Genomic DNA, 25956 nt, shown 5'->3' on the forward strand with positions numbered 1-25956 from the left:
GACGTCTGCAGCCTCAGCCGCCGCGCAGGTTGCCCAGGCGCGGAGTGCTGCGGCCCAGCGGCATCTTCAGCTTGCCGATCGACAGGATGCGGCTTTCCGCAATGCGATCGGCGGCCCGCTGCGGCGCGATGTTCTCGCGCTGCGACAGTTCGAAGATGCGGGTGAGGTTGTGGTAGATGCTGCGGATCAGGCGCATCGCGCGTTCGCGGTTGTAGCCGTCGATCTCCAGCGACACGTTCATCACACCGCCGGCGTTGACAGCGTAGTCCGGGGCGTAGAGGATGCCGCGCGCATGCAGTTCGTCGCCGATCTCCAGGCTCGACAGCTGGTTGTTGGCAGTGCCGCAGATGATCTTGGCCTTGATCCGCGGCAGCGTATCGGCGTTGATCGCGCCTTCCAGCGCACACGGTGCGAACACATCGGCGTTCACTTCGTGGATCTCGTCCGGCTTGACCGCCTCGGCGCCGAAATCGCTGACTGCACGATCAACCAGGGCACTGTCCAGGTCGGTGACATACAGTTTGGCACCGCGGTCACGCAGCAGTTTCACCAGTTCCATGCCGATGTGGCCCAGGCCCTGCACCGCGATGCTGGTCTTGCCTACTTCCTCATGGCCGAACTTGAAGCGCATCGACGCCATCAGTGCCTGCAGTGCGCCGTAGGCCGTGAAAGGCGCCGGATCGCCGGAGCCACCATGGACCTGGTGCACGCCGGTCACGAACTGGCTCTCCAGGTAGATGTTCTCCATGTCGTTGACGTCGGTGCCAACGTCCTCGGCGGTGATGTAGCGGCCGCCCAGCGAATCGACGTAGCGGCCGAAGGCGCGGAACAGTACCTCGGTCTTGTCCGTCTTCGGGTCGCCGATGATCACCGCCTTGCCGCCGCCCACGTTGAGCCCGGCCAGCGCATTCTTGTAGGTCATCGTCCGGCTCAGCCGCAGCACATCGGCCAGCGCCTCGTCGGTGCTGGCGTAAGGGCGCATGCGCACGCCGCCCAGGGCCGGGCCCAGGGTGGTGTTGTGGATGGCGATGATCGCCTTCAGGCCGGCATCGTGGTTGTGGCAGAACACCACTTGTTCGTGGCCGGTGGTGGCGAGGGTTTCGAATAGCATGGCGTCTCCGATGGCGCGAACCGCGGCGAACTGCAGCGAACGGCCAGTGAACGGTAGGGTCCCAAAAACAAAAAAAGCGACGTCGTCAGTGCAGGGGGACGGGTCGCGCGGCGCCATTCTAGTCCATTCCCCCGGTCGCTGCCGTCGACATCGGCGCCCTTCCGGTTAAAGAAGATGAAAGTGCGGCCGATGCTGCGACGACGGCGGGTGGCCGGATTCGCGTGAAGAGGCAGGGCGGTCAGTGACGGCAAGGGCACCACAACGACAGGGCAGGCGGCGATGACGCCGGCCTGGTGGCGATCGCTGCGCGGCTGGCTGGCGCGTTCGACCGGGGCGGCTCCGTTGCGCCTGGCGGCCGTATCGCGACAGGCGGTCGCTGCTGCCGCAGCCAGCCTTCAGGGCGAGGCGCTGCAGGCCGGTGAGATCGCCGCCCACCTGCAGCGCGGCCTGCATGCACTTGCCCTGTACCCACGGCTGGCCGGCGAGCCTGCCCCCGTGCAGGATCCGGCACTGGGCGAAGCGGTGGCGCGCGCGCTGCAGGACCGTGACTGGGCCGCCCGGCACCTGCCGCGGCGCCCGCAACTGCTGCCGCAGCTGATCCAGACCGTCAACGACGATGCCGCCTCGGCACGGGTGATGGCGGCCATCATCGGCCAGGACCCGGTGCTGACCGGAAATCTGCTGCGCATCGCCAACAGCCCGGCCTACAAGGTGCATGAGCGGCCGGTGGAAAGCCTGCAGCGTGCGGTGACCCTGGTCGGTACCGAGGGCGTGCGCCAGATCATCAGCGCGGTGCTGGTGCAGCCGGTGATGCAGGTGCAGTGCGGCATGTTTCCGCAGTTCAGCACGATCATCTGGGAGCACGCACTGCTGGCTTCGCGTGCGGCCGCCGATCATGCGCGCACGGTCACCTTCGGTGATGCCTTCGCTGCGCAGTGGCTGGGCCTGGTGCAGGGGCTGGGGTCAGCGCTGGTGATGCGCCAGCTGCTGCAGGAAGCGCAGGCACGCGACGAAACCGTGGAGCCGGCGCTGGCCCTGCAACTGCTCCAACAATGGTCGTTGCCGCTGGCACAACGCGTGGCTGCAGCCTGGGAGCTGCCCGAGCCCGTGCACCAGGCACTGGCGCCGGAGGCCGATGGCCCACTCGCCGACAGCCTGCGTCTGGCCAGCGCTGCGGCGGCAGCCAGCCTGCTGTGCCGGCATGGACATGCCGGCCAGAGCCGCATGCTGGCCCTGCTCGAACAGTTGCCTTCAGCGCCGCCGCATGCCCTGCGTTGGATCTGGCGGCGCCTGCATGGACGCAGCGTGGAAACACGTGATGAGGCCGGACAGGAAGAGGCGGGTCCAACGCCCTGAGCGCTACAGCTGCGATTCGACCGGCAGCCAGCTGATCACCCGCGACAACCAGCGTTTGCGCGCCGTTGCCCCCGGCTCCTCCTCCACCCAGTGCGGTGGCGGTTCGCGCTCCAGCCAGCGCAACCGGCGACGGTCATCCAGCGCCAGCCACCAGCTGTGCCTGGGATCAGCCAGGCGCAGGTACTCGTCCCGCAGCTGCGCGCCCAGCACCGGATCGTCAAACAGCACGCCCATCTCGGTGTTCAGATAGGCCGAGCGCGGGTCGAGGTTGAACGAACCGACAAAACCGCGGCGGTCATCGACCAGGAACGCCTTGGTATGCAGGCTGGCGCCGCTGCTGCCGAACACGCCGGCATCGCCGGACTGCCCTTGTGCCTTCAATTCGTAAAGGTGGACGCCGGCTTCGAGCAACGGCACGCGGTAGCCCATGTAGCCACCATGCACGGCGGCGACGTCATTGGCGGCCAGTGAGTTGGTGACCACGCCGACCTGCACGCCCCGCCCGGACATGGCCGAAAAGCCATCCAGGCCCTCGTTGCCGGGAACGAAGTAGGGCGAGATCAACAGGGCCTTGTGCCTGGCGGCCTGCAGCTCGCTGATCAGGGTCGACACCAGCCAGGCAGCGCGATCGTCCTTGCGGTGCTTCATCGGCGGGTCGGACACGATGCGCACTGCACCGCTCCAGCGCAGCGGCTCGGGGCTCGGGCGCTGCCGCTTGCGTGATTCGGCTACGCGCGCCAGGTACGGCCGGGCCACGTCCCGCTGCGCCTCATGGTCCGATTCGCGCACCAGCAGGCGCAGCTGTGCGTCGGTATGGAAGGCAAGCGCGGATACCGGAATGGCGGTTTCGCTGTTCCAGTAGTCGTCGAAGATGCGGTTGGCCTGCTCCACGGCGGGGCCGGCGACCAGCAGGTCCAGATCCTGGAAGTTCACATCGGTGCGCGCGCTGAAATACTCCTCGCCGATGTTGCGGCCACCGACGATCGCGACGCGGCCATCGGCGATCCAGCTCTTGTTGTGCATGCGGTGGTTCACGCTGAAGAAGCGCTGCACCATCTCCACCATGCGCAGGATGCCGGTCCGGTTGCGGAACGGGTTGTACAGGCGGATCTCGATGTTCGGATGCGCATCGAGCGCCATCATCAGCGCGTCCTTGTCCTTGGCATTCATGTCATCAAGCAGGATGCGCACGCGCACGCCGCGCTCGGCGGCGTCATACAGCGCCTTGGCCATCAGGTGGCCGATCAGGTCGTCGTGCCAGATGTAGTACTGCAGGTCCAGGCTGCGGCCTGCGTGCGTGGTGATCATCGCGCGTGCGGCGAAGGCATCCATGCCATCACTGAGGAAGGCCACGCCGGACTGGCCGGGATGGGCCTCCTGCAATGGCACGATCTGCTGGTCGATGCGGGTCTGCGCCGGCTGCAGTGGCAGCACATGCGAAGGCGTGCCCCGTGCCTGCGGCGTGAGGTGGTCGGCCAGCAGCAGGCCGGACAGCACCAGCAGCACCAGCACGGCGAGGATGATCGCAGCAACACGCAGCAGGCGTCGCCACAGCGGCTTGGGCAGGCTCATGCCCCGATGGTAGAGCCACGCCATGCGTGAAGGAATGCCTGCAGGATCGACAGGGGGTCAGAGCCCTTGCCTTCGGCACGGAATCCCACCCCGAGGGGGCGTCACCGATGGGGTCGGATCCCTTTCCACAGGAAAGGGCTCTGACCCGCACACCTCAGAACCGCTCGTCGCTGCCCAGGTAGCGCCACTGCCCCGGCGGCAGCGGCCCCAGCGCCACGCGTCCGATACGCAGGCGGCGCACCCCGGTCACCTGCAGCCCGGCGGCTGTCACCGCTGCACGCAGGCCCTTGGCGGTAAGCCCCTTGCCGGCAAAGCGCAGGCGTTGTTCGCTCTGCCAGCTGACCTTGCCGCCGCCGGCCTCCTGCTGCAGACGCGCCATCAGCCATGGCCCACGCTCCGGGCCGCCTTCGGCCACTTCGATCAGGTATTCCTGTTCGGTGCGGCCAAGATTGCGCTGCAGATGGGCCAGCGTGGCCGGATCCTGGCTGACCACCACCAGGCCGCTGTCGCTGGCCGGAAGCGAGGCGGCCAGCTGCAGGCCATGGAAGTGACGCTGCAGCGGACGGATGTCGCTGGCATCGAGTTCGCTGCGGCTGTCACTGCTGACCAGCGCGCACAGGGTCTCAGCGGCAACACCGGCCGGCTTGTTCAACAGCATGCTGACCCGCTCGGCCTTTTCATCGCTGGCCTGCTCGGCCACAACGATCACCGCGCTGTCATCGACCAGGCGCTGCGGCTGCTCCACCACGTCGCCGTTGACCGTGACCCAGCCGCCTTCGATGTAGCGTCGCGCTTCGCCGCGCGGGATGCCGAGCAGGGCGGACAGGCGTTTGTCGAGACGGATCGGTTCCATGGCGGAAAGGTCGGGCAGGGGGCGCGCAGTGTAGCTGCTGCGGCCGGTCAGCGCTGGCCGCGGTTGGCCAGCTCCGTCAGGTACAGACGGGTATCGAACTCCAGCTGCAGGTACTCCGGCTCCATGTGCTGGCACAGCTGGTAGAAGGCCTTGTTGTGGTCGGCTTCCTTCAGGTGGGCCAGCTCATGCACCACGATCATGCGCAGGAACGCTGCTGGTGCCTGGCGGAACACGGTGGCGATGCGGATCTCGCGGCTGGCCTTGAGGCGGCCGCCGTGCACGCGGGAAATGGCGGTATGAGTGCCCAGCGCGTGCTTGATCACTTCCAGCGTGTTGTCGTAGCAGACCTTGTTGAGCGGCACCGACTTGCGCAGGTAGCGGTCCTTCAGCTCCTGGGTGTAGTCGTACAGCTGGCGGTCGCTGCGCACCTCGTGGGGGTCGGGATAGCGCTGCTGCAGCCAGGGGCCGAGCTTGCCTTGCGCCAGCAGTTCGCTGACCTGGGCGACCAGGGGTTCGGGATAGCCGGTGAGGTACTTCAGGACTGCCATGCAGGGGCGGCGGGGCGTCGGTAGAATGGGGCATCCAAGATTACACGCGGTACGCACCGACCATGGCAAAGCCCAACGCGCTGCAGGAACAATTGCTCAAGGCCGGCCTGGCCAAGAAGTCGCAGGCCAGCGCCGCCGCGCGCGAGCAGGCCAAGGCCCGGCAGGGCAAGGCCGAATCGACCTCGGCCGACGTCCAGCGCGAGGCTGAACGGGCCCGTGCCGAGAAGGTCGAGCGCGACCGCGCGCTGGCCGCCGAGCGCAATGCGCAGGCCAGGCAGGCTGAACAGAAGGCGCAGGCGAAGCAGATCATCGCGGCCCATGCCGTGCCCCACAAGGGCGATGACGAGTACCGCTTCAGCGATGGCGCGGCGATCCGCACCCTGCTGATCGACCCCAAGCTGCGCAAGGCGCTGTCGGTGGGCGTGCTGGTCATCGTTGCCCACGGCGACGGTTACGCGCTGCTGCCACGTGCTGCTGCCGAGAAGGTGCGTGAGCGCGCCCCGGAAGCGATCATCGTCGACCACGGCCAGCCGGGCTCGACCGCGGAGATCTCCACCGGCAACGCCGAGGACGACGCCTACTACGCGCAGTTCCAGGTGCCCGACGACCTGGTCTGGTAAGCGAAAAGGGGACGGAGGGGATTAAGTCGCGATCGACCTGATTGAAGCCCTCCACGTTCTGCTCAGATTGCTGAAGATCAGCCGGGCATGGCTCGGCTCAACACAGGTCCGCTCCTTTGTGCGCGGGTGTATCGTCCCCATATCAGGCGACACACCTGCGGAGGATGGCCATGGCCACCGGTTGGGCGGGAGACGGCGCGGTCCAGGACCAGATCGACGCCACCGTCGACGATGCGATTGCCCGCGCGCGGCGCCAGCTGCGGCAGGGCCCTGGTCTGGAACACTGTGAGGAATGCGACGCACCGATTCCGTTGGCGCGGCGCCAGGCCGTGCCTGGGGTACGGCTGTGCGTGGCGTGCCAGCAGGCGCATGACGACGAAGAGCAGGCGCATGCCGGCTACAACCGGCGTGGCAGCAAGGACAGCCAGCTGAGGTAAAGGTTGTTCGGCAGGGCTGCGCCCTGCACCCGCCGAAGCCTTCAAGCCAAGGCAACAGCAACAGCAAAAGCTGGCATTCCGTGGGTTGGCAGGGCGATGTCGGAGTGCGGGGACGCCGTGAACCCGTCCATGGGGGCTTGGCCGCGGCATCCATGCCGCGGACACCCCGCACTCCGACACCGCCCCGCCTCTGACAGATTTCCGCGATCTGTTGGAACCCGCTGCTGATGCCGACCGTTGGTCGGCACGGGGTCGGATTCAATTTTGACTATCGACATCTGACAGATGTGCCGACCAACGGTCGGCACCCACCAACAGCGCACGGAATCTGTCAGAGGTGGGGCGGTGTGGGTGGGCAGGACCGTTGGCGCCATGGATGGCGCCATCGAGCCCCCATGGACGGGTTTACGGCGTGTCCTGACCACCCACACCGCCCCGCCATCCCACGGAATGCCGCTCTTGATCTTGCTTCGGCTTCGGCCTCTGCAGGTGCAGGGTGCAGCCCTGCAAAGAAGAACCTCCCTCAGCCGTCGCCCTGGATGCTGCCGGGGGCCTGTGCCGGGTCGCGCCAGCGCCGCACCGTGCGCTGGAAGAACAGGTTGTTCGGCAGCTGCAGCACCGTGCCCTCGTGGCCGTCGCCGGTCTCCTGCAGCGTGGTGTAGATCAGGTTCACGTCGATCACCCGCCCCTTCAGGCCCGGTTTCTCGCCGTTCTCCAGCACCTCGATGTAGTCATGCAGGCGGAACGGGCGCGTGGTGAAGATCAGCAGCGTGCAGAAGATGTTGGAGAGCACGCTCCAGGCCGCGAAGAAGGCCACCGCACCCACCGCCGCGAAGCCGGTGAACGCGGTCCACAGTACCGACGGCGATGCGCCGAGCAGGCTGAGGATGTACAGGACCGCGCTGAAATAGACCACGAAACTGGTGATCCGGCGCGCGCCCATCACCATTTCCGGTGGCAGCGTGTAGTGCTCGGCGAAGCGGCGGATCAAGCGCCGTGCCAGCACTCGCAGCAGCCACGCGGCCAGCAGGGTGAGCAGGATCTTCACGGCGATACCCGCGTCGTGGAGCCAAGGGTAGGTCCAGGCCGGCAGGTGATCCTTCAGCGACAACATCATGGGGGCGACGACGGGTGGCAATAACGGCCCTCGATGTTACCCGGCGCGTGCGGGGGATTCGACCGCCGGGGTCCAGGCCAGGCAGACCAGCTCCTGGCGGTGCTGCTGCAGGCAGGCGCGGCCGTTGTCGGGGCGCAGCTGCAGTGACAGGCCCAGCGCCTGCAGCAGGACGCAGGCAGCGATCACCAGCAGGGCGGCGCAGGAAGGGCTGGACATGGCAGGACTCCCGGACGGCAGATTCGCGAAGGACCTTCCATGGATGCAGCAGCCGTCGAAAAGGTTGCATGGCATCGGCCGTCGATCGGCTCTAAACCTTTTCCCGGGTCGCCGCATCCAAGCGATATGCTCGACACCACCATGCCCGCGCCGCCCGCCGCCAACGACGCCGTCGACGAACCCGCTCTGGTACGGGCGGCGGCCGCCGGCGACACCGCTGCCTACGAACTGCTGTACCGGCGTCACGCGCCGCGTGTATTCGCTGTCCTGTGGCGGTTGTGTGGCGGCCAGCAGGCACGTGCCGAGGATGCGCTGCAGGAGGCCTTCCTGCAGGCCTGGAAAGCCCTGCCAGGGTTCCGTTTCGAGAGCAGCCTGTCCACCTGGCTGCATCGGCTGGGGGTCAACGCCGCACTGATGGAACTGCGTGGTCGCGCCGCAGGGCAGGATCACGACAGTCTGGAGGATGTCGATGGCGGCCTGCTGGAACTGGCGGTGCATGACCGTTGCGCGGGTACCGAGCGTGACCTGGAGCGCGCATTGTCGACACTGCCACCACGGGCGCGTGCGGTACTGGTGCTGCACGATATCGAAGGCTGGAAACACCAGGAAATCGCCGAGCAGCTGCAGATGGCTGTCGGCAGTTCCAAGGCACAGCTGCATCGTGCGCGCGGCCTGTTGCGCGCACGGCTGGGAGACATGACATGAGTACACACGAACACGATTCCGATCACGACCTGCTGGCCCGGCTGCGCGCGCTGCCGAACGAGCGCGATGTACCCGCCGATGGCTGGGCACGCCTGTCCGCCCGGCTGCCGCCGCGTGAATCGCAGGCAGCACCCGCGCCAACGGACAACGTGGTGGTCCTGCCGGTGCGTTCGCGGCGCCGCTGGTGGTGGCCGGCCGGCGCTGCCCTGGCTGCCAGCCTGGCACTGTATGCGGTGGCGCCGTGGCGGCATGCGCAGCCGGATACGCCGGCGCCGTCCGCCCTGCAGCTGCAGGCCGCGGCGATGACCGAGCAGTACCAGCAGGCCGTGGCCGCGCTGCCCGATGGACGGGCGCCGGAATGGCAGCCGGCCCTGCATGAACTGGATGAAAGCGCGGCGCAGATCCGTGCCGCCCTGGCGCAGGACCCGCGTGCGCCGCACCTGCTTGGCCAGCTCAAGCGCACCTATGCGCTGCGGCTGGAACTGACCCGGCAGGCGGCCTATGCCGCCGAGTCCGGCTTGACGACCTGAGGAGACCCCCATGACCCGAACCCTGATTTCCTGTTGCGTCGCGCTGCTGTTGGCCCCTGCCGTGGCGCTGGCCGACACCCGCATCGACGAGCGCCACACCTTGGCTGCGGGGGGGCGCATCGAGCTGAGCAACGTGGCCGGCAAGGTGACCGTGCGTGGCTGGGACCGCAATGACGTGCAGCTCACAGGCACGCTCAGCGACGGCCTGCAGTTGCGTCAGGAAAAAAGCGCCAACCGTGTGCGCTGGGAGATCGAATATCCGCGCCGCAGCAACAACGGCGGTGCAACGCTGGTGCTGAACGTGCCGCGATCTGTGGAGCTGCTGCTGAGCACGGTCAGCGCCAGCCAGGACATCAGTGGTATCGATGTGCGACGGCTGCAGGCCGACACGGTCAGCGGCAGCCTGAGCGCGGCTGGCCGCAGTGGCGACAGCAAGCTCAACACGGTCAGTGGCAGCGTCAGCGCACGCCTGCAGACGCCGAAGCTGGATGTGAACACCGTCAGTGGCCGCATCGAGGCCGGCGGCGGCGTGTCCGGTGATATCGGTGCGCAGACGGTGTCCGGACGGGTCCAGGTCGACGCCGGGCGCGTGCAGCGACTGGCGGTGGAAACCGTCTCTGGCAGCATCGATCTGGCAGCGGCCGGGCTGGCGCCCGGCGGCCGCATCAATGTCGAATCGGTCAGTGCCTCGGTCACGCTGAGCCTGCCACGCACGGTGTCGGCACAGCTGTCGGTGAACAGCTTCAGCGGCTCGATCAACAGCGACGCCGGTCAGGTGGAGCGGCCGCGCTATGGGCCGGGCAGCCATCTCGATACGCGTCTGGGGGGCGGTGATGGAGACATCCGCATCCAGTCGCATTCGGGCAGTGTGCGGGTACGCCTGGATCGCTGAGCACGGTCCGGCAGGCCGCGGCGGCAGCGCCGCCGCGGTCGGTACTGGGTCAGCTGGCTTTCTTCAGCGCCCAGGTGGTGCCGAGGACTTCGATCTTGCCACCGGCCTTGCGGAACGCTGCCAGGTCCGAAGCGATCGAATCGCTGCTGACCACGGTGCTGGCGGCCGCGCCCTTGCGTTCGCTGCGGATGCTGTTGCTGGCCTTCGCGGGGGTCTTTGCCTTGCGGGGCATGGTTGCTCCTGTCAGGTGGAAGGGGAGGAAAGCGCCCAGGCGTCGGCCTGGCGCAGGTAGTCCTGCCGCTCGCGGCGGCAGTCATCGCCGCCCATCGAAAACTGGCGGCAGATCGCCGGGCGCTGCGAATAGATCGTGCAGCGCAGGTGATAGGGATCGATCGCCGCGCACCAGCCTTCCTCGTTGCGCGCCATCACGGCACGGCCGTGGGTGTCGCGTGACAGGAACTGGCCAGGCACGTGGTCGCCGGGCTGCAGCAGCACGGGCAGCCGGCAACAGACCGCGTCACAACGGCGGCAGTCGATGGGTGCAGGTGCTGCGTCAGGTTGTAAGGCCACGGGGGCCTGGCGGGTGCCCAAAGCGGGTCTCGATGGCGGCTCAGGTGCTGCGCGGACCATGAACGAGCCAGGAAGGCATGGCCGCTAGGCCCGCAGGGCGGGCCAGGCTGCACCGTGGACACACACCGGCGTGGCCGGTGGAAGGTGCAGCGGGGTTCTAGCCGACCAAGAGTAACTTAGACCGCGTAACGTTTTGTTAATCCTGGCTGGCTGCCGCCAACGCCAGGCCCTGGACCACGCCCAGCGAGGGCTCGCCGTGGACCATGCGGGCCCCCGGGAAGGCCTCGGCCACGGCCTGGCGCAGGTAGCCGGCACGGGACATGCCCCCGGTCAGGAACACCGCATCCGGGTCGCCCCCGATGTCGCTGCGGACCTGGGCCAGCAGTTCCCGGATCTGCTCCAGGTAGCCGTGGGCGGCGGCGGCCAGGCCATCGGCGCTGCTGTCGGCATGCAGGTCGCGGGCGATGTAGTCCAGCGTGCTGCGGTGCTCGCTGGCGGCGCTGAGGGCGATCTTGGCGCGTTCGACATCGCGGTACAGGCGGGCGGTATTGCCGGTGTCCTGCAGGGCCTGCAGGCGCCCGCACCACGGCTCGTCGACGTGATCGTATTTGTGCTGGCGGAAGTCGCGCTGGCGCGTCATGTCCTGCACGGTGGCTGCTTCCACATAGTGGTGGGCGGGCACGCGGGTGATGCCGCGGCCGAACAGCGGCATGTAGCTGGACAGGCTCAGCGCCAGATCAATGTCGGTACCGCCGCGGGCGATACCCCACGCGCGGTGGATACGCGGGGCGTCGTCGCCGCCGACTTCGGCATGCGCGATATCGGTGGTACCGCCGCCGATGTCGACGATCACCGCCTGGTGCCGCTCGCGGCTTTCGGCGTGGTAGTGCATGGCCGCCGCGGCGGGTTCTTCGAGGAAATCGATCTGGTCGAAGCCGGCCTGGGTGGCGGCCTCGCGCAGAATATCCAGTGCCTGGTCATTGCCGGCCGCGCCGATCGAGCTGCGGAACTGCACCGGGCGGCCGAGCAGAGCGGCACGCAGCGGCTGGCCAAGCTGGGCGCTGGCGGTCAGGCGGATGTGTTCGAGGATGTGCGCGGCGATGCCGGTGATGGTCTGCTTCGCGCGTGGGTGCAGGTTGTAGCCCAGCATCGACTTCGGGCTCTGCACCAGGTTGCCTTCGTGTTCCTCGAAATAGGCTTCCAGCGCGTCGTCGCCGTAGACCGCGTTCTGCAGCAGGTCGCTGGCACTGCGTTCCTTGCCGGCGCGGGCTTCCATCCATTCCCGGCGCAGGGCGCGCAGGGCTTCACGGCGCAGCGCCTGCGGCGTGCGTTCCTGGCCGGCGGCACGAGCTGCACGCGCGGCGCTGTCGATCATCTGCTGCAGCTGGTGTTCCTGGCCGTCGTCGAGCTGGAAGTCGTCCGGGTCGGGCACCACGCCGGGGAAGTACACGCTGGTGCGGAACTGTTCGGCGTCACCGAAACGGATCGGCAGCAGTTTCCCCTCATGCACGATGGCGGCGGCGGAATTGCTGGTACCGAAGTCGATGCCGAGGCGCATGGGGAGTTCCGGGGGCGGTCAGGGGCCGCGCACTCTGCTGCAGTTCGCCGCCGACTGCAAGTTCCAGCGTCGCGGCTGCTCCAGCCGTGGTCATGGCGGCGGCCGGGCACCTGCCAGGGAGCCGGGGCCCCGGACCGGGCGGTTACAATGGCGGCTGTTGATTCACTTTGAGGTACTTGCCGATGTCGTCTGTTCCCGCCTGCCCGCAGTGCACCCTGGAAAACACCTATGCCGATGGCGCGCTGTGGATCTGCGCCGATTGCGGTTTCGAATGGACCGCCGAGGAAAGTGCCGGTTCGACCCTGGTCGTGCGTGACAGCAACGGCAATACCCTGCAGGCCGGCGACACCGTCACCGTGATCAAGGACCTGAAGGTGAAGGGGTCTTCGATCCCGCTGAAGCAGGGCACCGTGATCCGCAACATCCGCCTGGTCGAAGATGATGCCGAGCACATCGAAGGCAACTCGGACAAGATCAAGGGCCTGGTCCTGAAGACCTGCTTCCTCAAGAAGGCCTGATCGGTCTCAGCGCCTGGCCTGCTGCTGCGCGCGCCAGCGGGCCAGGCTGTCGAGCTTGGCCTGGTAGCGTGCCTGCTCCGGTGCACCACCCAGAAGCTGCGCGCGGGTCAGTTCACGGTCGGCGCGTTCAAGCTGCCCGGACAGGAAATACACGCGCGCCAGCCCGAAGTGGAACTGGTGCGCGGTGTCATACAGGCGTACGGCCTGCCGGTAATAGCGGATGGCTTCGGCCAGCTTTCCGGCCTGCTCGGCCTGCGTGCCCAGCATGTACTGCGCGAACGGGTCCTCACGCTGCACCGACTTCAAGCGTCGCTCCAGGGCCTTGGCCTGCGCATCCAGCCCAAGCTGCCGATACAGCGCGCTGGCATTGGTCAGCGCCGCATCCTGGCGGCCGTCCAGGCGCAGGGCGCGGTCCAGTGCCTCCCGCGCCGCACCGGTGTTGCCCTCACGGTTGTCGAGCACACCCAGGTTGTTCCAGACCGAGGGGAACGCGCGGTCCTGCACGACCGAGGCATCGAAGAACGCGCGGGCGCCGAGGAGGTCTCCTTCGGCCATGCGTTCGGCACCTCGATTGTTGTAGAAATGCGCCAGTGCACGCGCGCGGCTGACCGGCTGCGGGCCGCGGCGGTCGTAGAGTACGTTGCGATCGAGGTCGACCGTGGCGTAACGCCCCGCGATCTCCACGCCCGCGTTGACGTGGCCCACACTGTAGACCACGCCGGCGTCCTGGTCCTGGTACCAGGACACGACCTGGCCGACTTCCTGGACGCGGGCCTGGATGCCAGCCTCGCGCGCCAGTGCCACGAACATCAGCGTGAAGGCGAGGCAGTTGGCGCGGCGCTGCTGCCAGACTTCGTCCACGGTATAGGTCGCGTTCGCGTCGTACTGCAGGTCCAGCCCCTGGCGGCCGAAGATCATTTCCACCAGTGCCTGCAGCCGCTGCTCGCGCGATGAACTGCGGTCGATCACCTGCGCCTGCAGCATCGCGCGCATTGCGGGAGGAATCGCGAAGACCTGTTCCGGTGAGGGGACCTCCACCGGGGGGACGCTGCCGATGGGCGGGAGTGCATCGGTGCGCGGGTGGTTCTGTGCGCAGAGCGGCGCGGCCATCAAAGCGGCCAGGACCACGACGAAGATGCGGGCGGCAGGGCGATACATGACAGTTCCCGGCAGCGGCGGGCGCTCCCGCCTGCGGCGAGTGTAGACCCGGCGGCGCCGCGCTGCAGTGACCGTTGGTCGGCGCGTGGCCGGTACGGCGTTTCATCCACAACCGATGTGGACCAGCGCTCGACAAAGCTGTGGACAACCGCGTCCAGGCCTCACCGGGCAAGCGTTGTGAGTATGTGGTGAAAAAACCATCAGCTTGCCGCGGGGCTGCGCAGGCGGGATGATCCGGGTATGGATTTCTCTCCGCTGACGCTGGCTCCTGCGCAGTGGCAGGCGCTGCAGGACAGCTACGCAACGCCGCCCCGCGCCTACCACCACTTCGGACACGTACGCGCGGTGCTGCAGCACTGCCAGGACGTGGCTGACGGCCCGGGCTGGCAGAGGCCCGCCGAGGTGTACCTGGCCGTGCTCTACCACGACGCGATCTATGTGGCGGGCCGCAAGGATAACGAAGCGCGTTCGGCGGCGCTGGCCCTGCAGGCAATCGCACGGGCCCCGGAACTGGCCGGCGTCGACGCCGCGCGGGTCGAGCAGTTGATCCTGCTGACAGCCCGCCATGGCGATCTGGGCCCGGACGACGTTGATGCCGAGGCCGCGCTGTTCCTGGACTGCGACATGGCGATCCTGGCCGCGCCCGAGCCGGTGTTCGCCGCCTACGATCGTGGCGTGGCCGAAGAGTACAAAGGGGTCGTGCCGGGCTTCCTGTACCGCGCCGGGCGTCGCCGTTTCCTGCAGGGGCTGCTGCGGGCGCCGCGCATCTTCCTCAGTGACTTCTTCCACCAGCGCCTGGATGCGGCGGCTCGGGAAAACCTGCGTCGACAGCTGGCCCGCTGAGCTGGACCGGTACACTTGGGCCTGCTCTCACCGATTGTCGCTTCCCACTGTGTCCGTCCCTGATCCCGACCCCCGCCCGCTGCCCCCCGAAGAGCCCGGTCCCAACGAGTGCTGTGGCAGCGGCTGTCCGCTGTGCGTGCTGGATCTGTATGCCGATGAGCTGCAGCGCTATCGCAAGGCGCTGGCCGAGTGGAAGACGCGGCATCCGGAGGCAACGCCATGAGCCGTGCGCGTCCGGCGGCGGTGCTGGCACTGGTGGCGCTGCTGCTGTTCGTGACCACCGCGCTGTGGACCCAGGTCGCGCGCAGTGATCTGGACTGGGTGCGGGCAACCTTGAGCCTGTACCTGCACGGGCCGTGGGGCCTGGCATTGCGCGCTGCCTACTGCCTGCTGGCGCTGGCCATTGCGGCGCTTGGCATTGCGCTGTATCGCGGCAGCATCGGGCCGCGCCGCAGTGCGGCGGCGCCGCTGTTGTTCACTGTCTCTGCGCTGGGGCTGGCGACGGTCGCCATCGGTGACAGCTGGCTGCCTGAAGCGACCCCGCTGCTTGCACCGTTCATCCATGGACTGGCAGCCAACACCGCGTTCCTGTGTGCCAGCGTCGGCATGCTGCTGCAGGCCTGGTACCTGCGCCGCGAACCGGGTTGGCAGTCCGCCGCGGGCCTGCTCTGGGGCTGGGCATGGCTGGCCTTCGTGCTGCTGTGGCTGCATGTGCTGTGGCGTGGTGGACCACCGCGTGGGCTGGGACAGAAAGTGGTGATCGCGGTGATCGTTGGCTGGCTGCTGTATCTGGCGATGGCCCTGTACCGGCGCAGCCGTCGGGCCGTAGCCCACTGAATCCCCAACGGCCTGCGCCGGTACGTGCCGTGCACGCGGCGGCGGCGTATCGTGTGCGCATTCCATCGGGGATGCGACATGAAGCGTGCAGGGCTGGGCAGGGCAATGGGTGTGGTTCTGGCGTTGGCAGCACTGCCGGCAATGGCGGCGGCCAACGTGCAGCAGTTCAGCCACGGGCGGTTCGAGCAGATTCCGGTGCACATGCCGGCTGGCACGCCGCAGCGTGTGGTGATCTGGTTCCATGAACCCACCGCCGGTGGTGATACCAGCCGCCTTCCGATCGAGGCCCTGCGTGCCGATGGCGCGATGGTCGCTGCCGTGGACATCGCGCATCTGCGCAGCGTGCTCAAGCGCGAGGGGAATCCGACCTGTTCGTTCGGTTCCGGCGACGTCGAGAACTTCTCGCGCTGGTTGCAGGCCTCCCTGCACCTGCCTGGCTACCACCTGCCGCTGGTCGGTGGTGATGGTGAAGGCGCCGAGATGGCCTACACGCTGGCCGCACAGGCCGACACCCAAGTGTTCGCCGGCCTGCTGACCACTGGCTTCTGCCCGGATCGCAGCCACGAGCGCATGGTCTGCGGCGATGGCGTGAAGCACAACAAGCTGCAGCCTGCCGAGTTGAATTCCCCGTGGCTGAGCGCCGCCGGCGACCATGGCTGCAAGGTTGGCGAGGCCAGCCGCTTCGTGCAGCAGGTGGCGATGGCACGCGAGTTCAAGCGCACCGCGCGCGGTGATGCTTCACCCGGCCTGGTGGCGGCGGCGCGGGTGATCGGCGCGCAGGCCGGCGTCAGCCTGGCACCGCCACCAGCCGCGCTGAAGGGCCTGCCGATAGTGGAAGTACCCGCTGCCGGTAATGGCGACACGCTGGCCGTGTTCGTTTCCGGCGATGGCGGCTGGGCCGGCCTGGACAAGGACGTGGCATCGTCGCTCAACGAGCATGGCGTGGCCGTGGTCGGCATCGACTCACTGCGCTACTTCTGGAGCGAACGCACGCCGAAGGGATTTGCCACTGACCTGCAGAAGATCATCGATCACTACCGCCAGCAGTGGCATCGCGACAAGGTGATGCTGATCGGTTTCTCGCAGGGTGCCGACGTGCTGCCGGCCACCATCAACCAGCTCGATGCCGATACCCGCGCAGCGCTGGATCGTATCGTGCTGTTGTCGGTAGGCAGGAAGGCCGACTTTGAATTCCACGTCAGCAACTGGCTGGGTGGTGGCGGCGATGGTCTGCCGATCGCGCCGGAAGTGGCGAAGCTGCCGGCGGCGAAGACCCTCTGCGTGTATGGCGACAAGGATGACGACGCGCTGTGCCCCGGCCTGCCGGCCAACGACGGCGTGCAGAAGGTGAAGCTGCCGGGCGACCATCACTTCAATGGTGATTACGACCGATTGGCCGAAGTGATCCTCAAGGGCGGGGCGTAGCGCCGGGCCACGCCCGAACGCTGTCGCCGCCGTGTCGACCAAGGTCGACACCTACCGGGTGGTTTGCAGCGCCGGGCCATGCCCGGCGGCTCAGGGCTTCAGTTACGCCGCGGGTCCAGCGAGATCAGGCGCGTGGCATCCAGCAACGCGGCCGGCAGATGCATGCCGCCGGGTGCTGCCAGATAGCGCGGTCGCCACTGCGGGTCGAACTTCGACTTGAAGCGGCGCAGGCCACTGAAGCCATAGAAGCGTTCGCCATGCCGCGCGAGCAGGCCGGCCAGTCGGTTCCAGCGACCAGCAAGGCGATGCTGGGCCAGCCCGGACAGCGGCGCCATGCCCAGCGAGAAGCGCGCATAGCCCTGCGCGCGGCCCCACAGGAACAGCTCGATGAACAGGAAGTCCATCGTGCCCTTCGGTGCCTCGTTGACGTGGCGCATGAGGTCCACCGACAGCTCGGCACCGGCCGGTGCCTGCCACAGGTTGGCGAATGCCACGATCTGGCCCTCGGCTTCGACCAGCGCCACCGGGAAGCGCGCCAGGTAATCCGGATCGTAGCTGCCCAGCGAGAAACCCTTCTCGTCGCCGGCCTTGTCTTCCAGCCACGCGTTGGAGATCGCGTGCAGGCGGGGAAGCAGGCTGGGAATCTCTTCCACCGGTGCCACGCGGAACGAAAGGCCCCCGCGCTTGCCACGGTTCCAGGCCTGGCGCAGATCGGCGCGTTCGCGGCCTTCCAGGCCGAAGTCGTGCAAGGGCACGATCGCTTCCTCGCCCAGCTTGACCAGGCCCAGGCCCAGGTCGAGATAGGTCTGCCAGTAGGTCTCGCCCACCTGGTAGAACACCGGGCGCAGGCCGAGCCGGTCAGCTTCCTCGCGGAAGCGCCATATCAGCGCGCGCGCCACATCAGGCGGGCCGACCGGATCGCCCATCGCGATCAGCGAACCGCCGTAGCGCTGCATCATCACAAAGCCCTGTTTCGCATCATCGCGCAGCACCGCCTTGTCGGCGGTCAGTACCAGGCAGGCCTGGGTATCGGTGGCACCGGCCAGTACCGGCGCCAATGATTGCAGCGTGGCCTCGTCGGCGGCTGGCAGCGGGCTGCGCGTACTGTGCAGCAGCCGCGCCAGGCCGAACATCACCAGCGCGATCGCCACCACCAGCAGCGCACGCAGCGCACGCGGTGCGTTGCCGGATATCGCAAACTGCCACCACAGCTCGTTCTGGTACTCGACATGGCTGTAGGTGAAGAACAACAGCCAGGTGACCGCCACCAGTACCAGGCCGAGGTTGCGCAGCCATGGCCACGACCATGCTTCATCCAGCAGCGCGCCCTGGCGGTAGAACTCGCGGCGTGCGGCCCACAGCGCCATCGCCACCAGCAGGGCGGAGACCGCGATCAACGGTTGGCCACCGCGCAGCCACAGTGGCAACGGGGTGATCACGCACACGGCCATCGCCAGCATCCATGCGGCATGGCTGCGCCGGGCCAGGCCCTGGCCGATCAGCAGCAGGGCGACGCCGCTGAGGCTGCCGATCAGATGGGACGTTTCCAGGATCGGCAGTGATGCGTTGACCAAGTGACGGCGCGGCGTGGGCAACGTGCCGTCGATGACCAGCGCAGCACCGATGCTGAACACCGCCAGCGCGATGATCTGCGGCAACCATGGGCGCAGCGCGTTCCAGCCGGCACGGGTTGCCCCGGCACTGGCCTGCAGCGGCTGGCGCAGCGCGGGTGCAAGCGCGAGCAGGGTGGCCAGCAGCAGGGGCAGCACGTAGTAGGTGACGCGGTAGATCAACGCCGCCGCCAGCACCGCAGCCGGTGCCACCTGTGGCAGCAGCTTCAGCAGGCTCCATTCGAACACGCCGAGGCCGGCGGGCACGGTCGAAACCAGGCCGGCCAGCACCGCGACCAGGTACAGGCCGACGAAGCCGGGCAGGCCGGTCGGCGTCGAGTCCGGAAGCAGCACATAGAACGCGGCACTGGCCAGCACCAGCTCGATCACGCTGAGCACGGTCACCCCGATCATCGTGCGCCGGTCGGGCAGCCACAGCGCATGGCCGAACACGCTGAACTGGCGTCCATCGCGGCCGACCAGTAGCAGGGTGGCCGCATAGGCCAGCAGCGCGACGATGCCGACCACGCGCACCGCATCCGGGTCCAGCGGCAGGGCAAGCGCCGCTGCCGCCGGTTCCATGCACAGCGCCACGCTGATCAGCAGCCACGCACCGAACACGAAGCCGAGCGTGCTCATCAGCACGACCTGGCCGATCTGCGCCAGGTCGAGGCCGGCGGTACGGTAGCCGCGCAGGCGCACCGCACCGCCGGTGAGCGCGGCAAAGCCCACGGTCTGGCCGAGCGTGTGTGCCAGGAACGCGGTGATGCCGATGCGCGCCGGATGCACGCGGATGCCGCTGCGGCGCAGGCCGATGGCATCAAAGCCGATCAGGCAGGCATAGCTGGCCAGGCCCAGCACGACAGTAAGCGCGATCTGCGTGCCACTGAGCTGGTGGAAGGCATGGCGGATGGCGCGGTAGCCGTTCTCATCGAACTCGTTGGCCAGGCCGTGCAGCGCCAACGCAAGGATCAGCAGCGGGATGACGATGGTGAGGACCCGCTTCCATGCCGGGGTGGAGGGAGCGGTGGCGGGGTCGGTGGTTTCGGTCATCGGCGCAAGGGTGCGTCAGGGAGGGCGAGGGCGGTGTCAATGCAGCCGTGGCGCATCGTGCGCCTGTCGCTGGCATTTGACCAGCGTCGCTGTCGGAAGCCGGTAGTGACCGTGTGTGGATGGCTGCCCTGCACCCATCGTTGACCGGTTTGGAGGACAATGCAGGCCTGATCACCCGCAGGAGCCACGCCCATGATGGAGCGTTACGACGTCGGACCGCGCATGTCCGAAATGACCGTGTACAACAAGGTCGCCTACCTTTCCGGCCAGATTCCGGAAGACACCAGCCAGGACATCACCGGGCAGACCCGGCAGGTGCTGGCCGAGATCGACAAGCTGCTGGCGCTGGTGGCCAGTGATCGCCAGCACGTGTTGCGCGCCGAAGTGTTCCTGGCCGACATGGCCGATTTCGACGGTATGAACAAGGCATGGGATGAGTGGGTGGTGGAAGGTGCGACCCCGGCGCGCGCCACGGTCGAGGCCAAGCTGGCCCACGCCGACTGGAAGGTCGAGATCGTGGTGACGGCGGCAGTGCCGTAACGGCAAGGTCACCTCCCAGCAGTGGAGGGGGGGTAGAGTCGACTGTCGCGCGCAGCGCGGGGTTTTGCGCCGCCGGAACGAAGAGCAGTCGACTAACAGCCGACTCTACCCCGCCGCTCCACCGCCGGTTGGTCTGGTGGCTAGGCCGGCACCAGCTCGATGCAGTCCACCGGGCACGGCGGGATGCACAGCTCGCAGCCGGTGCACAGATCGGCGATCACCGTGTGCATGTACTTGGCGCCGCCGACGATGGCGTCCACCGGGCAGGCCTGGATGCACTTGGTGCAGCCGATGCAGTCGGCTTCCACGATCAACGCCACCTGCGGCGCCTTGTGCTCGCCGCGCGAACGATCAAAAGGAATCGCCGGTACGCGCAGAACCTGGGCCAGCGCGCGTGCACCGGCATCGCCACCGGGTGGGCAGCGGTCGACGCCTGCCTCGCCGCGCGCCATCGCCTGCGCGTACGGTCGGCAACCGTCGTAGCCGCATTGCCCGCATTGGGTCTGCGGCAGCAGGCGGTCGAGGCGTTCGGTCAGGGGCGGGATCAGGCTCATGCGTGGCGAAGGCTGCGCGTCGGGTTACTTCAGGGGTTTGCCGCGGAACCAGCGCTCGTGGGCCAGCGCCAGCATCGGCTTGTCTTCGGAACTGTCACCGTAGGCATGGATGCGCACGTAACGCGACAGATCGAACTGGCGACGGATGTGCTCGACCTTGCGCGGGCCACAGTCGCCACCGGCGTAACGGCCGGTCAGGCGTCCGTCCTGACATTCCAGCCGGTTGCAGATCAACTGCAGGCCCAGCTGCTCGCACCACGGCCGCAGGTACAGGTCCAGCGAGCCGGACACGATCACCACGGTGTGCTGCTGTTCCTTGTGCCAGCGGATCTGCTCCAGCATTTCCGGGCGCACCACGTCGGGCAGGAACTCACGCGAGAAGCCGGCGGCCAGGGTGGCGATGTCGTCACTGTGGCGGTCGCTGAAGGTCAGGCGGGTGACGCGCGCGCGGATGCGTTCGGCCGAGATCAGCTTCAGCTTGTACGCGAGCAGCCACGGGCCGACCTTCCACCACGCCTGCGCCAGCTGTTCGGCGGTGGCCACGCGGCGCAGGAAACGGCCATAGGTATCGCAGGTGGTCACGGTGTGGTCGAAGTCGAACAGCGCCAGTTCCATTCCGTTGCCTCCCATCGCGTTGCCTCCGCTGGCCAATGCTGCCGGCGGGCGCGGCCGAGGCCACGCCCGCTGCGGGCATCAGCGGACCGGCATGCCCGGCTGCGCGCCGCTGTCGGCGTCCAGCAACGCCAGCGCACCGCCGTCGAAGCCGGCCGACAGGATCATGCCTTCGCTCAGGCCGAAGCGCATCTTGCGCGGGGCCAGGTTGGCGATGAACACCACGCTGCGGCCGACCAGCTTCTCCGGCTCGCCGTAGCTGCCACGGATACCGGAGAAGATCTGGCGCTTGCCCAGTTCACCTGCATCCAGCTCGAAGCGCAGCAGCTTGTCCGATCCTTCCACGAACTCGCAGACCAGCACCTTGCCGATGCGCAGGTCGAGCTTGGCGAAATCGTCGATGCCGATGTAGGCCGGCGCGTCGGCGCTCTTTGCTTCGTCCTTGGCCGGGGCCGGGGCGGCCGGCTTGGCGGCGGGGGCAGCGGCAGCCGCCGGCTGCAGGGTGTCCTTGGAGGCGTCGATCATGGCGTCAATCTTCTTCGGGTCGATACGGGTGAACAGCGGGGTGTAGTCGGTGATGCGGTGGCCCAGCAGCGGCTGTGCCAGTTCGGTCCAGTCGTTCACCGGCGCGGCCAGGAAGGCTTCGGCCTGCGCGGCGGTGGCCGGCAGCACCGGCTTCAGGGCGGTGACCAGCACGCGGAACAGGTTCAGGCCCTGGCTGCATACGGCCTGCAGTTGCGCATCGGCGCCTTCCTGCTTGGCGATGACCCACGGCTTGACGTCGTCGATGTAGCGGTTGGCTTCGTCGGCCAGGGTCATGGTCAGGCGGATCGCCGCGGCCGGGTCGTTGCGCTCGTAGGCTTCACGGATCGGCGCCAGGCCATCGACGAAGCGCTGGTACTGCGCCGCATCGGGCAGCTGCGCGGCCAGCTGCCCGTCGAAGCGCTTGCTGATGAAGCCGGCGCAGCGGCTGGCCAGGTTGACGAACTTGCCGACCAGGTCGGCGTTGACGCGGGCGATGAAGTCACCCAGGTTCAGGTCGAGATCGTCGACGCCACCGCCGGACTTGGCGGCGTAGTAGTAGCGCAGCGCTTCCGGCTCCAGGCCGACATCGAGGAAGGTACGCGCCATCACGAAGGTGCCGCGCGACTTGCTCATCTTGGCGCCGTCCACGGTCAGGTAGCCGTTGACGTGCAGGCGGGTCGGCGCGCGGTGACCGGTGCCGTGCAGCACCGCCGGCCAGAACAGGCCGTGGAAGTTGACGATGTCCTTGCCGATGAAGTGGTGCAGCTCGGTGCTGGTACCGGCGCGCAGGTGCGCTTCGAAGTCCTCGCCGATCCTGCCGCACAGGGTCTGGAAGCTGGACAGGTAGCCGATCGGCGCGTCCAGCCAGACGTAGAAGTACTTGCCCGGCTGGCCGGGAATCTGGAAGCCGAAGTACGGCGCATCGCGCGAGATGTCCCACGCGCGCAGGCCACCTTCGGCGTTGAGCCACTCGCCGAGCTTGGCCTTCACGCCCGGCAGGGCGACGTCGCCGGCCAGCCATTCGCGCAGGAACGCGTCGAAGTGGCCCACCTCGAAGAAGAAGTGCTCCGAATCGCGCATTTCCGGCGTGGCACCGGAGATGACCGAACGCGGTTCCTTCAGATCGGTCGGCGCATAGGTAGCGCCGCACACTTCGCAGTTGTCGCCGTATTGGTCGGGGCTGCCGCAGTTCGGGCAGATGCCCTTGACGTAGCGGTCGGGCAGGAACATGCCCTTGGCCGGGTCGTAGAACTGCGCCACCGAACGGCGGCTGATGTGGCCGGCCGCTTCCAGCTTCAGGTAGAACTGCTCGGTCAGCGCCTTGTTGGCCGCCGAATTGGTCGAGTCGTAGTGGTCGAAGGCCACGCCGAAGGCGGCGAAGTCACGTTCGTGGCTGGCCTGGATGTTGGCGATGAAGGTTTCCGGGGTGACCCCGGCCTTTTCCGCGGCCAGCATGATCGGCGTGCCATGGGTATCGTCGGCGCAGACAAACCAGGCCTTGCCGCCACTCATTCGCCGCGCACGCACCCAGATGTCGGCCTGGATGTAGCCGACCAGGTGGCCCAGGTGCAGCGGGCCGTTGGCGTAGGGCAGGGCGGTGGTGACGAGCGCGGTACGGGTCATGGTCGCGGGGTGAAGCCGAGGGGAACCGCAGAGTATCGCATGCCCGCAACGAGGTGACCCGGCCGAGGCCGGGTCACGGGGATGAAGCGGGGGCCGGGGCGCTTATTCGCGCTGCCAGGTCTGCGCGCGGCAGATGAAGGCGATGCAGCCGGACACGTCCAGCCGGGTGCCGCCGGGCTGCAGTTCCATCTTCGACTTGTAGGTCTTGCCGTTGGCCGGGTCGAGGATGGTGCCACCGGACCACTTGTTGGCGCCGTCGGCCTTCAGGTTCCAGAGGATGGTCATGCCCTTCACCGGCTTGTTCCTGTTGGCGCCTTCACAGCCGTCACAGACCGGGTTGGGGCCCTTGTCCGAGTGCAGGATGTCGACCACCTTGCCGATCAGGGTGCCGTTGGCGGCCTGGGTGATCTCGACGATCGACTTCACCTTGCCGGTCTTGTCGTCGATGGTCTTCCAGCGGCCGGCGGCGCCATCGGCGGCCTGCGCCGAGAGCGCGGCCAGGCACAGCGGCAGTGCCAGCAGCAGGGTCTTGAAGGTCTTGCGCATGGTCCCCTCCCAGGGTTCATTCCGGCACGATGCCGGTACGGGTCGACTGTATACCCATTCGGCGGGGTATGGGGAAGGGGGGCTTTGCAGGGCTGCGCCCTGCACCCGCGGGGGCAACAGCAACTGCAACTGCAACAGCAACAGCAACAGCAACAGCGGGCTATCCGTGGGATGGCGGGGTGGGTCCGGTTGCGGGGGGCGCTGCAAGTCCCCCTCCGGGGCCCGGCCCAGCCGCTGGCGGCTGTGCGTTCGGGCGCTTGCGAAGCAGTGCTTCGCAAGCAAAGCGCCCTCACCCATGTAAGCTCGGTCGCCGCTTGCTCGTGGGCGCAGTCCTGCGCACACGGCAAGACCGGGGTTGGGCGTCCTGCCCAACCCGCCCGAGGCATGCCTCGGGCCCATGCGGCTCACGCCCCCGCAACCGGACCCACCCCGCCTTCGACAGGTCTCCGCGATCTGTTGGAATGCCACGGCCTGCTCTTGGTGGGTGTCGACCTTGGTCGACACGTAGATCCACGCCATGCGTGGATGGGCCTCCGCGATTGAAAATCGCTCACGCGATCTCGTACAGCTCCAGCGGCAGGTCGTCGGGGTCGGCGAAGAAGGTGAAGCGTCGGCCGGTGTATTCGTCCACGCGGATCGGTTCGCAGGCGACACCATGCGCGGCCAGGCGCTGGATGAAGGGTTCCAGTGCAGCCACCCGGAACGCGAGGTGGCGCAGACCCTGGGCCTCTGGGCGGCTGGGACGGGGCGGCGGCGAGGGGAAGGAGAACAGTTCCAGCTGGCCGCCGTCGGGCAGGGCCAGGTCCAGCTTCCAGGAATCGCGTGCGGCGCGGTGGTTCTCCGCCAGCACGCGCAGGCCGAGGATGCGCACGTAGAAGTCCTTCGAGCGTGCGTAGTCGCTGCAGATCAGTGCGGCGTGGTGGATGCCCAGCAGGGCGTCAGAACCGGGGGTCATTGCAGGGTGTCCAGCCAGCGCTGGGCGATCTTCTGCGCCAGCGGATAGGGTTCGGGGTCGTTGCGGTTGGTCAGCACGATCACGGTCAGGTGCTTCTCCGGGTGGCGCACGATCACGTTGCGGAAGCCGATGCTCTCGCCGCTGTGCCATTGCACCGGACCATTCAGCCGCCAGCCGAAGCCGTAATGCGGCACGTCCGGTTCCGATGTGGTCGTCGCCGGGCTGAACATCGCGCGGCGCGAGGCCTTCGACAGCAGGCGGTCGTCGTACAGCGCCGCATCCCAGCGGGCCAGGTCGTCCAGCGAGGAGTAGATCCCGCCGTCTCCCAGTACGGCGCTGGTAGTGCTCTGGTCGGTGCGCTGCCAGCGGCCATCGATCCTGCTGTAGCCATAGGCGCGTGCGGCGACCGTGTCCACGCCGTCCTGGTGGGCCACGGTATGCGTCATGCCCAGCGGGCGGAAGATGCGTTGTTGCAGGAAGGCGGCGAAATCCTGGCCGGATGCGCGGCCCACGATCAGTGCCAGCAGTGCATAGCCGCTGTTGCTGTAGCGGTACTGCGTGCCCGGCGCGAAGTTCAGCCGGTCCTGGCGCGACAGCAGGGCCAGCACATCGGCATCGTGTACCTGCCGCGTGTCTGCCGGGTCCATCAGGTCTTCGTAGTCGAGCAGGCCGCTGGTATGCGAGAGCAGGTGGCGGAGGGTGATGCCCGCTGCAGCCGGTGGCAGCTCGGGCAGCCACTGCCGGGCCGGCTGGTCCAGCCCGAGCCGGCCGTCTTCCACCAGCAGCAGCACCGCCGCAGCGGTGAACTGCTTGCTGACCGAGGCCAGCCGGAAATTGCTGGCGGCTGTGACCGGGGTGCCGTCTTCGACCACCGCAAGGCCGTAGCCACGGCGGAACACCGGCTGCCCGTCATGCAGCACCAGCACTGCGGCGCCGGGCACCTGGCCATCGTAGGCCTGCATCAGGCCGTCGATACCGGCATCCGGTGGGGTCAGCACCGGTGCGGCGGCGCCCGCCAGAGGCAGCAGGCCCAGCACGGCGGCGAACAGGGCGACGGCAGGGCGCATGGTGG

Annotated in this window: 29 protein-coding genes; 12 read left to right on the top strand and 17 right to left on the bottom strand. The window is 67.8% G+C overall.

The window, feature by feature from the left end:
• Positions 1–13: 13 nt before the first annotated feature.
• Positions 14–1111, bottom strand: coding sequence for a Glu/Leu/Phe/Val dehydrogenase dimerization domain-containing protein (locus tag AC5P5X_RS02020; protein ID WP_005410578.1), 1098 nt, complete (start codon positions 1109–1111; stop codon positions 14–16).
• Between the two features lie 279 nt (positions 1112–1390).
• On the opposite strand from AC5P5X_RS02020, the gene AC5P5X_RS02025 reads away from it, so the two are divergent.
• On the top strand, positions 1391–2467 hold the full coding sequence (locus AC5P5X_RS02025) for an HDOD domain-containing protein (RefSeq protein ID WP_111118437.1): 1077 nt from the start codon (positions 1391–1393) through the stop codon (positions 2465–2467).
• 3 nt (positions 2468–2470) lie between these two features.
• On the opposite strand, the gene AC5P5X_RS02030 is transcribed toward AC5P5X_RS02025, so the two are convergent.
• From AC5P5X_RS02030 to AC5P5X_RS02040, 3 genes are all read right to left on the bottom strand, one after another.
• Positions 2471–4063 carry a phospholipase D family protein gene (locus AC5P5X_RS02030; protein WP_111118436.1) on the bottom strand — a complete coding sequence of 531 codons (1593 nt, stop codon included), beginning with the start codon at positions 4061–4063 and terminating at the stop codon, positions 2471–2473.
• A 130-nt stretch (positions 4064–4193) separates the two neighbouring features.
• Entirely contained in the window at positions 4194–4892 is a 699-nt protein-coding gene (locus tag AC5P5X_RS02035) for an RNA pseudouridine synthase (protein WP_049396640.1), read from the bottom strand.
• Between the two features lie 47 nt (positions 4893–4939).
• Positions 4940–5440, bottom strand: coding sequence for a M48 metallopeptidase family protein (locus AC5P5X_RS02040; protein ID WP_005414217.1), 501 nt, complete (start codon positions 5438–5440; stop codon positions 4940–4942).
• Positions 5441–5502: 62 nt separating this feature from the next.
• On the opposite strand from AC5P5X_RS02040, the gene AC5P5X_RS02045 reads away from it, so the two are divergent.
• Both AC5P5X_RS02045 and AC5P5X_RS02050 read left to right on the top strand, forming a co-directional pair.
• Positions 5503–6060, top strand: coding sequence for a DUF2058 domain-containing protein (locus AC5P5X_RS02045; protein ID WP_062607877.1), 558 nt, complete (start codon positions 5503–5505; stop codon positions 6058–6060).
• 170 nt (positions 6061–6230) lie between these two features.
• Positions 6231–6497, top strand: coding sequence for a DksA/TraR family C4-type zinc finger protein (locus AC5P5X_RS02050; RefSeq protein ID WP_005414219.1), 267 nt, complete (start codon positions 6231–6233; stop codon positions 6495–6497).
• 523 nt (positions 6498–7020) lie between these two features.
• Here the strand turns inward: AC5P5X_RS02050 and AC5P5X_RS02055 are convergent.
• Both AC5P5X_RS02055 and AC5P5X_RS02060 read right to left on the bottom strand, forming a co-directional pair.
• Entirely contained in the window at positions 7021–7614 is a 594-nt protein-coding gene (locus tag AC5P5X_RS02055) for a mechanosensitive ion channel family protein (RefSeq protein WP_081113742.1), read from the bottom strand.
• Positions 7615–7650: 36 nt separating this feature from the next.
• On the bottom strand, positions 7651–7830 hold the full coding sequence (locus tag AC5P5X_RS02060) for a hypothetical protein (RefSeq protein ID WP_005410570.1): 180 nt from the start codon (positions 7828–7830) through the stop codon (positions 7651–7653).
• Positions 7831–7956: 126 nt separating this feature from the next.
• Here AC5P5X_RS02060 and AC5P5X_RS02065 point away from each other — a divergent pair, with 126 nt between their 5' ends.
• From AC5P5X_RS02065 to AC5P5X_RS02075, 3 genes are read left to right on the top strand one after another with little or no spacing between them, the layout of a single operon-like run.
• Positions 7957–8535, top strand: coding sequence for an RNA polymerase sigma factor (locus AC5P5X_RS02065; RefSeq protein ID WP_033834331.1), 579 nt, complete (start codon positions 7957–7959; stop codon positions 8533–8535).
• Positions 8532–9065, top strand: a complete 534-nt coding sequence (locus AC5P5X_RS02070) for a hypothetical protein (protein ID WP_005414222.1) — start codon at positions 8532–8534, stop codon at positions 9063–9065. The genes AC5P5X_RS02065 and AC5P5X_RS02070 overlap by 4 nt, the downstream gene beginning before the upstream one ends.
• 10 nt (positions 9066–9075) lie before the next feature.
• The gene (locus AC5P5X_RS02075) at positions 9076–9957 is read left to right on the top strand and encodes a DUF4097 family beta strand repeat-containing protein (RefSeq protein WP_043035445.1); all 882 of its coding nucleotides are present in this window, start codon (positions 9076–9078) and stop codon (positions 9955–9957) included.
• A 49-nt stretch (positions 9958–10006) separates the two neighbouring features.
• On the opposite strand, the gene AC5P5X_RS02080 is transcribed toward AC5P5X_RS02075, so the two are convergent.
• The 3 genes from AC5P5X_RS02080 to AC5P5X_RS02090 all read right to left on the bottom strand — a co-directional run bounded on the left by AC5P5X_RS02080 (position 10007) and on the right by AC5P5X_RS02090 (position 12085).
• Positions 10007–10189, bottom strand: a complete 183-nt coding sequence (locus AC5P5X_RS02080) for a hypothetical protein (protein ID WP_005410566.1) — start codon at positions 10187–10189, stop codon at positions 10007–10009.
• Positions 10190–10200: 11 nt separating this feature from the next.
• Entirely contained in the window at positions 10201–10494 is a 294-nt protein-coding gene (locus AC5P5X_RS02085; protein ID WP_053462562.1) for a YkgJ family cysteine cluster protein, read from the bottom strand.
• A gap of 229 nt (positions 10495–10723) precedes the next feature.
• The gene (locus AC5P5X_RS02090) at positions 10724–12085 is read right to left on the bottom strand and encodes an Hsp70 family protein (RefSeq protein WP_099485077.1); all 1362 of its coding nucleotides are present in this window, start codon (positions 12083–12085) and stop codon (positions 10724–10726) included.
• A gap of 182 nt (positions 12086–12267) precedes the next feature.
• Between AC5P5X_RS02090 and AC5P5X_RS02095 the strand changes: the two genes are divergently transcribed.
• Positions 12268–12603 carry a zinc ribbon domain-containing protein YjdM gene (locus tag AC5P5X_RS02095; RefSeq protein WP_005414225.1) on the top strand — a complete coding sequence of 112 codons (336 nt, stop codon included), beginning with the start codon at positions 12268–12270 and terminating at the stop codon, positions 12601–12603.
• A gap of 6 nt (positions 12604–12609) precedes the next feature.
• On the opposite strand, the gene AC5P5X_RS02100 is transcribed toward AC5P5X_RS02095, so the two are convergent.
• Positions 12610–13761: a transglutaminase-like domain-containing protein gene (locus AC5P5X_RS02100; protein WP_099485078.1), complete on the bottom strand. Its 1152-nt coding sequence runs from the start codon at positions 13759–13761 to the stop codon at positions 12610–12612.
• Positions 13762–14001: 240 nt separating this feature from the next.
• Here AC5P5X_RS02100 and AC5P5X_RS02105 point away from each other — a divergent pair, with 240 nt between their 5' ends.
• The 4 genes from AC5P5X_RS02105 (at position 14002) to AC5P5X_RS02120 (ending at position 16866) form a co-directional block, all read left to right on the top strand.
• Positions 14002–14604 carry an HD domain-containing protein gene (locus AC5P5X_RS02105; protein WP_005410561.1) on the top strand — a complete coding sequence of 201 codons (603 nt, stop codon included), beginning with the start codon at positions 14002–14004 and terminating at the stop codon, positions 14602–14604.
• 34 nt (positions 14605–14638) lie between these two features.
• Positions 14639–14827, top strand: a complete 189-nt coding sequence (locus AC5P5X_RS02110) for an oxidoreductase-like domain-containing protein (protein ID WP_012480947.1) — start codon at positions 14639–14641, stop codon at positions 14825–14827.
• Positions 14824–15441: a DUF998 domain-containing protein gene (locus AC5P5X_RS02115; protein WP_043035448.1), complete on the top strand. Its 618-nt coding sequence runs from the start codon at positions 14824–14826 to the stop codon at positions 15439–15441. The genes AC5P5X_RS02110 and AC5P5X_RS02115 overlap by 4 nt, the downstream gene beginning before the upstream one ends.
• A 78-nt stretch (positions 15442–15519) precedes the next feature.
• Positions 15520–16866, top strand: coding sequence for a virulence factor family protein (locus AC5P5X_RS02120; protein WP_223846435.1), 1347 nt, complete (start codon positions 15520–15522; stop codon positions 16864–16866).
• A 98-nt stretch (positions 16867–16964) separates the two neighbouring features.
• Here AC5P5X_RS02120 and mprF read toward each other — a convergent pair whose 3' ends face one another.
• Positions 16965–19529 carry a bifunctional lysylphosphatidylglycerol flippase/synthetase MprF gene (gene mprF / locus AC5P5X_RS02125; protein ID WP_005414230.1) on the bottom strand — a complete coding sequence of 855 codons (2565 nt, stop codon included), beginning with the start codon at positions 19527–19529 and terminating at the stop codon, positions 16965–16967.
• A gap of 192 nt (positions 19530–19721) precedes the next feature.
• On the opposite strand from mprF, the gene AC5P5X_RS02130 reads away from it, so the two are divergent.
• Positions 19722–20069: a RidA family protein gene (locus AC5P5X_RS02130; protein WP_005410556.1), complete on the top strand. Its 348-nt coding sequence runs from the start codon at positions 19722–19724 to the stop codon at positions 20067–20069.
• Positions 20070–20209: 140 nt separating this feature from the next.
• Here the strand turns inward: AC5P5X_RS02130 and rnfB are convergent, their stop codons facing one another.
• The 6 genes from rnfB to AC5P5X_RS02160 all read right to left on the bottom strand — a co-directional run bounded on the left by rnfB (position 20210) and on the right by AC5P5X_RS02160 (position 25951).
• Entirely contained in the window at positions 20210–20623 is a 414-nt protein-coding gene (gene rnfB, locus AC5P5X_RS02135; protein ID WP_012480943.1) for an Rnf electron transport complex subunit RnfB, read from the bottom strand.
• A 24-nt stretch (positions 20624–20647) separates the two neighbouring features.
• Positions 20648–21238, bottom strand: a complete 591-nt coding sequence (locus AC5P5X_RS02140) for an HAD family hydrolase (protein ID WP_005414141.1) — start codon at positions 21236–21238, stop codon at positions 20648–20650.
• Between the two features lie 78 nt (positions 21239–21316).
• Positions 21317–23383, bottom strand: coding sequence for a methionine--tRNA ligase (gene metG / locus AC5P5X_RS02145; protein ID WP_043035451.1), 2067 nt, complete (start codon positions 23381–23383; stop codon positions 21317–21319).
• A 102-nt stretch (positions 23384–23485) separates the two neighbouring features.
• Complete coding sequence (locus tag AC5P5X_RS02150) at positions 23486–23929, bottom strand: DUF2147 domain-containing protein (protein ID WP_111188871.1); 444 nt, start codon at positions 23927–23929, stop codon at positions 23486–23488.
• A gap of 550 nt (positions 23930–24479) precedes the next feature.
• Positions 24480–24884 (bottom strand): SMU1112c/YaeR family gloxylase I-like metalloprotein, encoded by a 405-nt coding sequence (gloA2, locus tag AC5P5X_RS02155; RefSeq protein ID WP_005410551.1) that lies wholly within the window; start codon positions 24882–24884, stop codon positions 24480–24482.
• Complete coding sequence (locus tag AC5P5X_RS02160; protein ID WP_062606126.1) at positions 24881–25951, bottom strand: serine hydrolase domain-containing protein; 1071 nt, start codon at positions 25949–25951, stop codon at positions 24881–24883. Before AC5P5X_RS02160 ends, gloA2 begins: the two co-directional genes overlap by 4 nt.
• Between the last annotated feature and the right edge of the window lie 5 nt (positions 25952–25956).

The organism is Stenotrophomonas sp. YJH_SMC_91, assembly GCF_059368495.1.

Coding starts and splice junctions, on each gene's coding strand:
- gloA2 (WP_005410551.1), bottom strand. CDS start 24,884: ATGACCCCCGGTTCTGACGCCCTGCTGGGCATCCACCACGCCGCACTG.
- AC5P5X_RS02115 (WP_043035448.1), top strand. CDS start 14,824: ATGAGCCGTGCGCGTCCGGCGGCGGTGCTGGCACTGGTGGCGCTGCTG.
- AC5P5X_RS02050 (WP_005414219.1), top strand. CDS start 6,231: ATGGCCACCGGTTGGGCGGGAGACGGCGCGGTCCAGGACCAGATCGAC.
- AC5P5X_RS02070 (WP_005414222.1), top strand. CDS start 8,532: ATGAGTACACACGAACACGATTCCGATCACGACCTGCTGGCCCGGCTG.
- rnfB (WP_012480943.1), bottom strand. CDS start 20,623: ATGAGCCTGATCCCGCCCCTGACCGAACGCCTCGACCGCCTGCTGCCG.
- AC5P5X_RS02065 (WP_033834331.1), top strand. CDS start 7,957: ATGCTCGACACCACCATGCCCGCGCCGCCCGCCGCCAACGACGCCGTC.
- AC5P5X_RS02035 (WP_049396640.1), bottom strand. CDS start 4,892: ATGGAACCGATCCGTCTCGACAAACGCCTGTCCGCCCTGCTCGGCATC.
- AC5P5X_RS02020 (WP_005410578.1), bottom strand. CDS start 1,111: ATGCTATTCGAAACCCTCGCCACCACCGGCCACGAACAAGTGGTGTTC.
- AC5P5X_RS02140 (WP_005414141.1), bottom strand. CDS start 21,238: ATGGAACTGGCGCTGTTCGACTTCGACCACACCGTGACCACCTGCGAT.
- AC5P5X_RS02105 (WP_005410561.1), top strand. CDS start 14,002: ATGGATTTCTCTCCGCTGACGCTGGCTCCTGCGCAGTGGCAGGCGCTG.
- AC5P5X_RS02060 (WP_005410570.1), bottom strand. CDS start 7,830: ATGTCCAGCCCTTCCTGCGCCGCCCTGCTGGTGATCGCTGCCTGCGTC.
- AC5P5X_RS02080 (WP_005410566.1), bottom strand. CDS start 10,189: ATGCCCCGCAAGGCAAAGACCCCCGCGAAGGCCAGCAACAGCATCCGC.
- AC5P5X_RS02040 (WP_005414217.1), bottom strand. CDS start 5,440: ATGGCAGTCCTGAAGTACCTCACCGGCTATCCCGAACCCCTGGTCGCC.
- AC5P5X_RS02030 (WP_111118436.1), bottom strand. CDS start 4,063: ATGGCGTGGCTCTACCATCGGGGCATGAGCCTGCCCAAGCCGCTGTGG.
- AC5P5X_RS02130 (WP_005410556.1), top strand. CDS start 19,722: ATGATGGAGCGTTACGACGTCGGACCGCGCATGTCCGAAATGACCGTG.
- AC5P5X_RS02095 (WP_005414225.1), top strand. CDS start 12,268: ATGTCGTCTGTTCCCGCCTGCCCGCAGTGCACCCTGGAAAACACCTAT.
- AC5P5X_RS02045 (WP_062607877.1), top strand. CDS start 5,503: ATGGCAAAGCCCAACGCGCTGCAGGAACAATTGCTCAAGGCCGGCCTG.
- AC5P5X_RS02100 (WP_099485078.1), bottom strand. CDS start 13,761: ATGTATCGCCCTGCCGCCCGCATCTTCGTCGTGGTCCTGGCCGCTTTG.
- AC5P5X_RS02120 (WP_223846435.1), top strand. CDS start 15,520: ATGAAGCGTGCAGGGCTGGGCAGGGCAATGGGTGTGGTTCTGGCGTTG.
- AC5P5X_RS02055 (WP_081113742.1), bottom strand. CDS start 7,614: ATGATGTTGTCGCTGAAGGATCACCTGCCGGCCTGGACCTACCCTTGG.
- AC5P5X_RS02075 (WP_043035445.1), top strand. CDS start 9,076: ATGACCCGAACCCTGATTTCCTGTTGCGTCGCGCTGCTGTTGGCCCCT.
- AC5P5X_RS02090 (WP_099485077.1), bottom strand. CDS start 12,085: ATGCGCCTCGGCATCGACTTCGGTACCAGCAATTCCGCCGCCGCCATC.
- mprF (WP_005414230.1), bottom strand. CDS start 19,529: ATGACCGAAACCACCGACCCCGCCACCGCTCCCTCCACCCCGGCATGG.
- AC5P5X_RS02150 (WP_111188871.1), bottom strand. CDS start 23,929: ATGCGCAAGACCTTCAAGACCCTGCTGCTGGCACTGCCGCTGTGCCTG.
- AC5P5X_RS02160 (WP_062606126.1), bottom strand. CDS start 25,951: ATGCGCCCTGCCGTCGCCCTGTTCGCCGCCGTGCTGGGCCTGCTGCCT.
- metG (WP_043035451.1), bottom strand. CDS start 23,383: ATGACCCGTACCGCGCTCGTCACCACCGCCCTGCCCTACGCCAACGGC.
- AC5P5X_RS02025 (WP_111118437.1), top strand. CDS start 1,391: ATGACGCCGGCCTGGTGGCGATCGCTGCGCGGCTGGCTGGCGCGTTCG.